Source organism: Paenibacillus agricola, assembly GCF_011440305.1.
In the GTDB taxonomy this organism is placed as follows: domain Bacteria; phylum Bacillota; class Bacilli; order Paenibacillales; family NBRC-103111; genus Paenibacillus_S; species Paenibacillus_S agricola.
Window position 1 is genome coordinate 1 of record NZ_JAAOIW010000047.1, and the last position, 11,269, is coordinate 11,269.

The 11,269-nt window shown below is 40.6% G+C and carries 8 protein-coding genes; all 8 read left to right on the forward strand.

Annotation, left to right across the window (positions count from 1 at the left end):
- Window positions 1-166 (forward strand): IS3 family transposase (locus tag G9U52_RS38610; RefSeq protein WP_166158735.1); only part of this gene is annotated, 166 nt, incomplete at its 5' end.
- A gap of 1,035 nt (window positions 167-1,201) precedes the next feature.
- Entirely contained in the window at window positions 1,202-1,858 is a 657-nt protein-coding gene (locus tag G9U52_RS38615) for a response regulator transcription factor (RefSeq protein WP_166158737.1), read from the forward strand.
- Between the two features lie 71 nt (window positions 1,859-1,929).
- Complete coding sequence (locus G9U52_RS38620; RefSeq protein ID WP_166158739.1) at window positions 1,930-5,679, forward strand: PAS domain S-box protein; 3,750 nt, start codon at window positions 1,930-1,932, stop codon at window positions 5,677-5,679.
- Window positions 5,680-5,854: 175 nt separating this feature from the next.
- A complete protein-coding gene (locus G9U52_RS38625) occupies window positions 5,855-9,037 on the forward strand; it encodes a response regulator (RefSeq protein ID WP_166158741.1) in 3,183 nt (1,060 codons plus the stop codon).
- Window positions 9,038-9,370, forward strand: coding sequence for an Hpt domain-containing protein (locus G9U52_RS38630; RefSeq protein WP_207953481.1), 333 nt, complete (start codon window positions 9,038-9,040; stop codon window positions 9,368-9,370).
- Complete coding sequence (locus G9U52_RS38635) at window positions 9,354-10,238, forward strand: GGDEF domain-containing response regulator (RefSeq protein WP_166158743.1); 885 nt, start codon at window positions 9,354-9,356, stop codon at window positions 10,236-10,238. The genes G9U52_RS38630 and G9U52_RS38635 overlap by 17 nt, the downstream gene beginning before the upstream one ends.
- 158 nt (window positions 10,239-10,396) lie before the next feature.
- Window positions 10,397-10,621, forward strand: a complete 225-nt coding sequence (locus G9U52_RS39650) for a hypothetical protein (protein ID WP_207953482.1) — start codon at window positions 10,397-10,399, stop codon at window positions 10,619-10,621.
- A 47-nt stretch (window positions 10,622-10,668) separates the two neighbouring features.
- Window positions 10,669-11,046, forward strand: coding sequence for a hypothetical protein (locus G9U52_RS38640; protein WP_166158745.1), 378 nt, complete (start codon window positions 10,669-10,671; stop codon window positions 11,044-11,046).
- The last annotated feature ends 223 nt before the right edge of the window (window positions 11,047-11,269 follow it).

The window sequence follows — 11,269 nt, forward strand, 5'->3', positions numbered from 1 at the left end:
GAAGAAAGAATGGATTTACCTCCGTAAATACGAAACGCGTGAAGAAGCCAAGAAGAGCATCTTTGAATACATTGAAGTGTTCTACAACAATCAACGTATCCATTCTTCGATTGGATATAACACACCTTCTGATTACGAACGTATGTACCAAGAACTGGCGGTGTGAGAATAAGAATCTGTGTCTACTATCTTGACAGAAGTCCACATAACGATATACGCTGTAAAGTATAATCCGCTTGGATTGAATTTGTCATATAAGTATATGAAAAGTAGAGCGTAAGGGGTATATGCAAAATACGTGATTACATCTGTCAATTCATATTTCTTAAGATCATTGAGATCATATAAATCCAATGGTGGAGTTGCGAGTGTATGATCCATGATGATAGCAACAGTAATGGTAAATAAGATAACCAATACAGAAACTACATGAGGATATCTTTTTGGGACAAATAATAGCCACATGTATCCCAAAATACAATTCAAAAGAATAAACCATTCATTATGATCAAATTGTACAGGTAGAGGTAATATTTAGCTCATCTCTTTTCTAAGTAAATTCCTAAACCATATCCACGAATAATTGACTAACAAGAAAATAACAAACCACTCCCCAAAGGACCACCATAGCTTCCAATGATTGAAGGTATAAACATGAAGAGCAAGGGCAAGATATTCGATGCTTACTAGAATTGTAATACCCACGGGCAGCAATGCTCACTTTTTGTATGGACTCCCTCCCTCCCTCCAAGCTTCGATCTAAATACCATATGATGAGTACAGGAATTAGAAACACTCTATTAAGAGCCATAGTCCAATATTGAGATTTATTCTCGGCAAAATCAAACAATCCCATATTTAAAGCAAAGATCGTTATGAAATTATGGTGGATTATATTAACAACCATCCAAATATAGATGATTTCGAGAACATCGAGATTCTTCTTAGACACCGAATAGGAAATATTCATGATTACAGTTATTGAAAAAAATATAGAGAATGCCATTATAGATCCTCCAAGAATGTTCGACCTGATATCATTATTACCATCAAAAAAACAAATAAACATTTATTTTTGCGCGGTCACGCAAAGCATTTTCGGTTACTTATTATGAGTTTCAGGTATATTATAGAATCGTCTCCATTTAGGTGTTTCAGGAAACCTTTATGCATAATAATACTGAACCGAGGTGTTTGAATCATGATTCAAGTATTATTGGTTGACGATCATCCATCCATTATAGAAGGAGCAAGGATGCTGCTTGAGCAAGAGGGAGATATAGAGGTTTATTTGGCAAATTCAGGAGAAGAGGCTTTGGAATTAGCGACAACACAACATTTTGATGTGATGTTGTTTGATTTGCATATGCCGGATTTAAACGGGATTGATCTTGCTAAGCAGGTTTTAAGCGTTGTCACCAATGCAACAATTATCATCTACACCGGATTTGAATTCAAAAACCACTTTAATTTAATGATTGAATCCGGAATATCCGGATTTCTATTAAAAACGGCGAATAAGGAACAACTTGTAGCGGCAGTTCGTTGTGCCCTGCGTGGTGAAGTTATATTGCCTCTATCATTAGTTAAACAATTAAGAAGAACTACAGTTAGTGTATCAGAGGTAAGACCAGAGAATGAACCTATAGTAATCAGTAACTTAGAATATGAAATATTGAAGGAGATATCTAAGGGAAGGAGCAATAAAGAAATAGCAGAGAAGGTCATTATGAGTCAACGGGCTTTGGAATATTGTTTAACCAGTCTATTCCAGAAATTGAATGTGAAATCGCGGATTGAAGCGGTTATGCGGGCAAATCAGATGGGTTTATTATCAGACTCATATTTCAAACCATAGGTGGTGATAACTGGTAGGTATCTTAAACGTGATTCTATGTTATATATAAATAAACGGAAGGAGTGAATAGTGTGCCACAGCAACAGTCTCTATTAGATAACATTGATGCGGCAATTTGGACAGTAGATAAAGTAACGGATGAGCTGGTAGTTTCTTCAGGTATTCATAGAGTGTATGGTTATTCACGTGAGGAATTTAAACATAATCAGAACCTCTGGAAAGACGTGATCTATGCGGAGGATATTAGTCGCACCAATGAATATCTGGAAAAATTAGATTCCGGACAATCCGCCACCTTTGAACATCGCATCGTTCATAAATCCAGTGAAATCAGATGGGTTCAATGTATTGGAACGCCCGTATTGGATGGAAACGGCAGTGTTGCAAGAATAAATGGGGTTGTTATCGATATTAATGATAGAAAAATAGCTCAGCAAGAGTTAGAAAGAAATCAGAAGTTGCTTCAAAATGTATTGGATTCGGTGGATGTAGGCATCTGGTCATACGACGGAACCTCGCGGACATTACCATTCGCCTCTGAAGGATTGTCCAAGATTACAGGTTATCCCACCGAAAAGTTTGTTGATCGAGAGTCTTGGAAAAGTATTATTCATCCAGGTGATTTATCAATATTTGAACAATTATCAAAAAGACTGCTTCAAGGGAATTCAGATATAAGTGAATATCGGATTATTGGTCAAAACGGTGATATTCGATGGGTTCAGAACAGAATTATAACTACGATGGACAGATCAGGCATCTTGGCAAGGTTAGATGGGGTTGTGTTCGATATCACATCAAGAAAATTGATGGAAGAAGCTCTACATATAAGCGAGCAGCGTTATAAATCTATATTCGAATATAACTCCGACATCATCTGTGAAGTCGATCTTAGCGGTAATATCCTTGCTATCAATTCGGCAGCGGAACATATTACAGGTGAATTGATTATGGACAAAGACCTAGATTTGTCCCTGACCCAGCTCTTTGGAGCTGATAATCTGCAACGGATGGCTGGTTATTTTGAGAAAGTGAAGCAAGGGCAGCCGCAGAATTACGAGATGACTTCTAGACATAGTAATGGAAAGGTTTTTCATTGGGAAATGAAGAAAATACCGATTTATGTGAACCTTGAAGTTGTTGGAGCTTATGCGATATGCAAGGATGTTACAGCCAAGAAGGAAACCGAAAAAGCGCTGGCCGATCGTGAGGCACAATATCGGCTGATCGCAGACAACATGATGGATGTAATGGGCGTATTGGAGATTGAGGGTACGATCCGATACTGCTCCCCATCCTATACTAGAATGCTGGGGTTCGATGAAGGAACAATGGTTGGAACTTCGATATTTCAATATGTTCATCAGGAAGATTTAAACATAATAAACAGTGACTTAGAGGATTTAGTTCAACAAGGAATCGATAAACAATTTCAATTTCGTTTCATTCATCGATTAGGATATTCAATAGAAGTCGAATGCGTGGCGACCCCGGTATTCGACAAAGATGGTCAAGTGGATAGTATTGTTGTGGTCTCGCGGGATATAACTGAAAAAGCGAAAATTGAAAAAGAACTCAAAGAAAGCGAAGCGCGTTACCGCAGATTAATTGACCTTTCTCCTCAACCGATTGCTACCCAAAGGGATGGGAAATTCCTTTATATGAATCCAGCTGGAGTAAATCTGCTAGGAGCCAGCAGCGAAGATGAACTTATTGGAACTTCAGTTTTCGATATTGTCTCTCCAGAGTATATGGAAGTTGCCAGAAACAGAAGTGCCTTGGTCATCGAGGACAAATATGTGAGTTCAATGGAGTATAAAATGATTCGTCTTGATGGACATATTATTGAGGCAGAGACAACAAGCATCTATGATGTTAAATCTCAATCTACACTGGTCGTATTTAATGATATTACGGAACGAAGAAAAGCGGAAAGAGCTCTACAAGAAAGTGAGGAACGTTATCGCAGGTTAGTTGAACTCTCCCCAATTGCCATCGCAATCTCCGAGGATAAACATTTTATTTATGCTAATCCTGCTGCTATCAACATCATAGGAGCCAAACACACTGATGAGATAATAGGCATTAATCCGCTTGACTGGATCCATCCAGATGATCGGGTTTATGTAGAAGAACGAGTCGAGAATACCATGAAGAATGGGTATTCTACGCCTGGGGAATTTAGAATTATCCGTTTGGATGGTAAGGAGGCTGAAGTATCTGTCACATCCATTTATGATTCCAAATCATTAACGGTGCAGCATGTGTTTGAGGATATTACATCGCGTAAGCAAGCGGAAAGGGCGTTGTTGGAAAGTGAGGAACTGAACCGTCGTCTCGTGGAATTATCCCCAGAGCCGATTGTACTTCATGCAGACTATAAATTTATATATATCAATCCCGCTGGATTAACCTTATTCCAGTTCCCGAATCAAGACGACATCATCGGTAAACCTATATTCGATTATATTCATTCTGATTATAGAGCAAAAGCGGTATCGCGTATATCTGACATATATAAGCAGATGACCATATCTCCTTTTGTCGGGCAAAAAATCATTCGTATGGATGGTAAGGCCATTGATGTTGAAGTTATTGCCGCAGCCATTCCTTATAAGGGAACTAATGCAGGTATTACCTTGTTGCGTGATATTACGGATAGAATGAAAGCGGAGGATGACAGGACACGTGCTGAGCAATTGATCCGCGACAGCGAAAATCGGTATATCCGTTTACAGACCAGCCTCGATCAATTTTCTCATGATCTGTTTGGTGTGATGAAATTGAGTGAGATAGAGCAGCGGCTTGTGAAAGAGGTTCAGAAAGTTATAAATGTTGCTGAAGTTTATCTGATTGAAGTAGACCGGGAATGTAATGTGGTAATCAAGGCCGGTAATGTTCATATACCGAAGCAACTACTGGAGGAAATGTTCGAACTCCGAAATATCCCGATATGTGAGCTTAACGCTACTCCTAGTGGATACTTCTTGAAGATTGGAGAAATCAAGGAAAAAAACTATTTGCTCTGTATTGGTGAAAAACCACCTATGCTAATGATCCGTGCCAAGAAAATATGGTTGAATACCATCGCTCGTTATGTCAGTGTCCTGTATGATAACTTCCTATTAATAGAAGACTTAACAAAGGAGCTTGAAAAGATTGCTTCTAACCAAGTTGCGCCTCCCTGGCTTCTGCGACTTCTGTTTAATCTGTCCGAACATGAACGAAAACGTCTCTCCCAGGATTTGCATGATGCTGCTCTTCAGGAGCAGATTATCTGGTATCGCAAGCTGGATCAATTGTCAACAGATCCATCCGTTTCACCAGAAATTCGGGAACAGCTTCAACAAATAAGTCAGGGACTGTTGGACGTTATTTATCAAATACGTATAACATGCAACGAACTAAGACCGCCTATGTTAAAAGAAGAAGGGCTCGTTTCCTCACTAGAGGCATTATTTGAATTCACACAGCTACGTACGAATTATTCTATTGAATTCGATGCTACCAATTTCAATAATAATCTAAGTGCCGAGTTTTTATTAGGATTTTATCGTATTGTTCAGGAGATGTTGGCGAATGCAACCAAACATTCTAATGCAACAAGAGTTCAATTTTCTTTATTCAGCTATCCGGATCGAATTCAGTTGATATATGTTGATAACGGAAGAGGTATGGATGTAAGTGCGATGGAAAATTCCTTTAGCAGTATGGGTGTTTATGGAATGAAGGAACGGGTTCGCAGTATGGACGGTAAGATGGAGGTCGATTCATCGCCCGATAATGGATTATCTATTTTTATCTCAGTGCCGACTCTTTAAACAGTCTGTTATTTTTCATGAATACGAATTTTTTTTGCGTGAATGCGACATATATTTTCGGTTACAAGTATGGGTTTCAGGTTTATTATAATAAGATGCATGAACCTTAGACAACGTATGATGATTATAATCCCGGTTCCATTCATAACGCACTTACTCTGGAAGGTGATCATTAGTGAAACAAAAAAGCTGGAAAATATCAACAAGACTTAATTTGTATTTAGCCATCGTGCTCTTTATTGGCTGTATATTTACTGTCGTCATCCTAAAAATCGCTTATGACGACAGCTTGAAGAACGCCGAGAATTACGCAAGGCTTACGGCGCAGTCAAATGCGAGCGACATCGAAGCCACCTTCAATGTTCCCAAGGGAAATCTGGATCAGTTAAAGCAGGAAATTACTTTACTGAAGGAAGTAGGAGCTTCTCGTGAACAAGTGAATCACTTATTGCAGGACTACTTGAAAATCAACAAGGATGTTCTTGAGGTTTATATGGTGTGGGAACAGAATGCTTTTGATGCTAAGGACGCGCAGTACGCGAATAATAAAGATGCGTCCGGTCGATTCGCAACCTGGTTGCTGAATCAGGATGGGAATATCAAGTCGCTACCGTTCACCGATTATAATGATACCAAGGCAACCTATTATTCACTCCCGAAACAAACGAAAAAACCAGTGTGGCTTGACCCGTATTTCTATTCTATTGAAAATGAGCAAGTATTAATTACATCCGTTGTTCTTCCAATTCTTGATAAGAACGGTGAGTTTCTCGGTATTATTGGTTTCGATTACGATATAAGTTATATGCAAGAGCTTGTCGACAACATAAAGCCCCTTGGTGGTTTCTCGTCTCTCTTAACCAGCGACGGAACCTATATCGCTCATGGAGGCAATAGCGAGATGAACGGCACTGTATTCGGGAATATTGACCAAATTTCGCCATCTATATCAAGAGGTCAGGAAACGTCATTATATGATATGTCACTAGTGTTGAAGACTAGGGTCCAGCGTGTATTCGAGCCGATCCATATTAATGGAATCAACAGCTACTGGTTCTATCAATCCGTTATTCCGGTGAACAGCATGATGGGTGCGTTTAATCGCATTCTATTATCAGCAATCTCAATGTTAGTAGTTATCCTACTGTTAATTATCTTCATGACTTCTTACTTAATCCGTCGAACGCTTATGCCGCTACACCAAACAATAGCCCTTGTCGAAGAGGTGTCCAAAGGAAATTTACATATTGATTTTTCGAAGCGTATATTGCGGCAAGATGAGATTGGGCGATTGGCATCTGCGACACAGAAGATGACCGTCAATTTACGCGAGCTTTTCGACAATCTGGAAGTTCAGAATGAGGAGATTATCGCACAGTATGATGAAATTACGGAGCAGCAGGAGAAAACAAATAAAATATTGAAGGAAAAGGAACAATTGTATGCATTATCGTACGATATGATCATGGTCGGTACACTCGACGGAACGTTCAAAGACCTCAATCCCGCTTGGGACAAGCTTGGGTTCACGAAAGAAGAATTACTGGCCAAACCGCTTATTTCGCTAGTTCATCCGGACGACCAAGAGGAGACTAAGAATGCATTCCACCATTTGCTCCAGAATCTTACCCCGATTATTAATTTGTTCACTCGAATTCGGTGTAAGGACGGAACGTACAAATGGTTCTCGTGGAACGCAACAGCTTCAGCGGATGCTAAACTGGCCTATGCTGTTGCACGTGATATAACCGAAGATAAGCATAACGAGGAAGAACTTCTGCAGGCGAAAATAAAAGCGGAAACCGCCAATATGGCGAAAAGTGATTTTCTCGCCAGCATGAGTCATGAAATCCGTACACCGATGAACGCCATTATCGGAATGTCGGATTTGCTATATGAAACACCGCTCAGCGAGGAACAGCAAACATATGTAGAAACGTTCCGCAGAGCAGGAGAGAATTTGTTGAATCTGATTAATGATATTCTCGATTTTTCTAAAATTGAAGCAGGACATCTTGAGTTGGAGAGCACAGAGTTCGATTTAGAAGATCTGGTCGAGAAAGCGACGGAAACTTTATCGATAAGAGCTCACGGTAAGAAGCTCGAGCTGCTTACCAGACTGACGCCCGATATACCGCCATACGTGATCGGTGATCCCGGCCGTTTACGCCAGGTTTTATTCAATCTGATCGGAAATGCCATTAAGTTTACGGAAAAAGGCGAAATCATGGTCCAGGTGACAGTTGATCCGAAAGGCAGCAACCGTGGTGATTTATTGTTTGCCGTTACCGATACAGGCATAGGCATCTCTCAAGATAAACTCGATAGCATTTTCGAAAAATTTACGCAGGCGGATTCGTCCACGACAAGGAAATACGGGGGTACAGGCTTAGGACTGGCCATATCCAAAATGATTGTCGAACTGATGGGTGGGTCCATTTGGGTCGAGAGCGAAGAAGGCAAAGGAAGCACGTTTTATTTCACCATAAAGCTGACTGAAACCGTTAAACCTCAATCGATAACTGTTTCGCATGTACCTCTTGACGGTATGCGTGCGTTAATCGTTGATGACAACCAGACCAACCGGCTTATTCTCAAGGAAATACTGACCAAATACAATTTACGTGTGGAGGAGGGCGACAGCGGATACAGTGGCTTGGCATTATTCAAGCAGGCGCAGGCAGAAGGTGATCCGTTCAGGCTGGTTATCGTGGATAATCACATGCCGGGCATGAACGGGTTCGATATGGTTTCTGGATTGGGCGAGTTTGAGCAGAAGGCCACCACGATTATGATGCTTACCTCGGATGACCAGGCTGGAAACATACAACGCTGCAAAGAGCTAGGTTTAGCCTCGTATCTGGTCAAACCGGTTAAGAAAATCAAGCTTATGAACGCAATTTTAAGCTCTTTAGGCACTCAGAAGACAACTCAGACGGAACAATCTAAAGATACGGCAAACCTGGTTTCAACCGGAGGAAAGAAACACATTTTGCTGGTGGAAGATAATGAAGACAACCGTCTCTTGATTCACTCCTTTTTTAAGAAAACCGACCACACGCTGGAAGATGCCGAAAACGGTGAAGTCGCTGTCCGTAAAAGGAAAGAAAACTTCTATGATCTCATCCTAATGGATATGCAAATGCCCATTATGGACGGGTATACGGCTACTCGCGAAATTCGCCAATGGGAGGAACTCAGCGGTGTGCCTACAGTTCCCATCGTGGCGTTGACCGCACACGCCTTGAAGGAAGATATGGAAAAATGTTTGGAAGCAGGATGTAGCACATTTCTAACTAAACCGATCAAAAAACAAACGCTGTTGGATGAAATCAACCGGCATGGAGGCAAGCAGTAATTGGGTACCTACGACAATCAAAATCTACAAAAAATCCGCATCCACATAGATGCGGATCTAGAAGACATGATTCCCGGATATTTGGCGAACCGATATAAAGATGTCAGCGAAATCATCGAAGCATTAGCCTTGTTCGATTATGAGAAGATCCTCATTGCCGGCCATAGTATGAAAGGCAGCGGAGGCGGATACGGTTTTGACACCATTACCGAATTTGGCGCTGCGTTGGAGCTAGGCGCCAAGAACAAATGCTCGGAATACATATTTCAGGAAGTCAACAACCTTAAACGGTATTTGGACAGACTGGAGATTTCCTATGAAGAGTTCAGTTGACCGTTTGCTGATTATAGATGACGATGCTGACCTGCGCAATTTGTTGCTTAAACGGTTTCGACAATCTGATCTTGAGATCGACGAAGCGTCGGATGTAGCTACTGCTAAGAGAAAGCTGTACGAGCACACCTATGATCTCATCATTCTAGATCTAGTGATGTATCCGGAGTCAGGCTATACCCTGTTTGAGCTGTTAAAGGAAGATGTGAAGCTGAAATGGATTCCGTTGATCGTGCTTTCCGGTAGTAATGATATTGAAGACAAGGTTAAATGCCTCGAGCTTGGTGCTGATGACTACGTCACTAAGCCCTTCCAATTTAAGGAGTTAAAAGCAAGGGTTTCTCGCCTGCTGTCCCGTGCACGACAATTTGAACAGCTAGCCTTCCGTGATCCGTTAACGGGTATTTATAATAGACGATATTTCAATAACCATCTTTCTGTTGAATTGCAGCGTGTACAGCGCTATCCATCTTCCGTATCGCTGGCCCTTCTCGATATAGATCGGTTCAAGTCCATTAACGACAAGTTCGGCCATCCAGTTGGTGACCAGGTACTTAAGGGACTTACCAAGCTTCTGAAGGCGAACCTGTGCCAAACCGATTTGTTAGCCAGATATGGCGGCGAGGAGTTTATTGTTCTCCTGCTAGATACCAAGGCTTCAGAGGCTTCGATTGTCATTGACGAAATTTTGCAGAAGCTAAGAATTCTTCCGTTTTCTTACACCGATCAAATTCCTGCCTTCACTTTTTCCGCAGGAATTGCCCAATGGGAACCTGGCTTGAACGAGACAGAATGGATCCATAGAGCCGACCAGCAGTTATATGAAGCCAAACAAAAAGGGCGCAATAAGGTGCTGATATGGCAGTAATCGGTAATGAAGCAGCTTTTATATAAGGAGACATAATGAATAAAAAAAGTATATCCCGGCAATTTTTAATTTACATCTCATTCATGGCTGTTTTTTTATTAATAGGAAGCATAATCATTTTTTTATTTCAGAATAGCTCTTTGTCGAAATATACGCACATGCAAAATGTATTGGAGCAAAAGTATAGCTTTACTGAGAGCATTGAGGATAGCCTGAATGAGTTTCTTTTAAACATTTGGTTTACGAACCACCATCGGACCACAACACAACTGTCAGCCGTAAAAGAGAATGTATATGCTGCAGAACAAACTGATTTGGCTGAAAAGGATAAAATATTCTTGAACAAAGTCAAACAGTTCATCCTTTCTTACTATACCCATTGACAGCTCCAAGAATGGAAGATTTCTTGCGAATCTTGAAGAAAGCTTTCATGAGAGTTGCATTAAGCCAAGAATCAAAGGTTCAGATTAATATTAATCAGGGGCAAAAGTCAATTCTTAAATCCAATGGCGATATTCTTATTCGAAAAGAAGGCGTTATTCAATGTGATTTATACTCGGCAGGTAACATTATATTCTACTTGGACAACTCTGTTTGCCGAGGTTCCAAGCTTGAAGCAGGAGATACCATATCTGCCATGTATGTGGGCGGGATGACTGGAGTAAGGACAAGCCTTAAAGCAGCAAAGAAAGTTATGGTGAAGAAAATGTTTGAAGGTAGAGTGATTATTGATCGGTATAGTACGGATATCTTTGAGCCAGTTGAAGAAAAGACGTTTGACCGCAATAGTTTTAAACAAGCCGAATAAAATTGTATGACTCGAAAATCACTGACGTGGACACGTAAAAACTTTGTGGTACCACGCAAATGATTTGCGGTTACCAAGATTGTATTTTCGTTTATAATGAATGAATGAATTTCATAATTCCAAACCCTTGCCCAGCTTAAGTTTTTAAAGCAAGAAAAAAGGAGTGCCTCCCCAAATCTCGAAGTGTTTAGTACCACTACCACACACTTGAGAGAAGGTTGGA

Excerpts from the sequence above, each read along its gene's own strand:
- G9U52_RS38615 (WP_166158737.1), top strand. The coding sequence starts at position 1,202 with ATGATTCAAGTATTATTGGTTGACGATCATCCATCCATTATAGAAGGA.
- G9U52_RS38635 (WP_166158743.1), top strand. The coding sequence starts at position 9,354 with ATGAAGAGTTCAGTTGACCGTTTGCTGATTATAGATGACGATGCTGAC.
- G9U52_RS39650 (WP_207953482.1), top strand. The coding sequence starts at position 10,397 with ATGCAAAATGTATTGGAGCAAAAGTATAGCTTTACTGAGAGCATTGAG.
- G9U52_RS38640 (WP_166158745.1), top strand. The coding sequence starts at position 10,669 with ATGAGAGTTGCATTAAGCCAAGAATCAAAGGTTCAGATTAATATTAAT.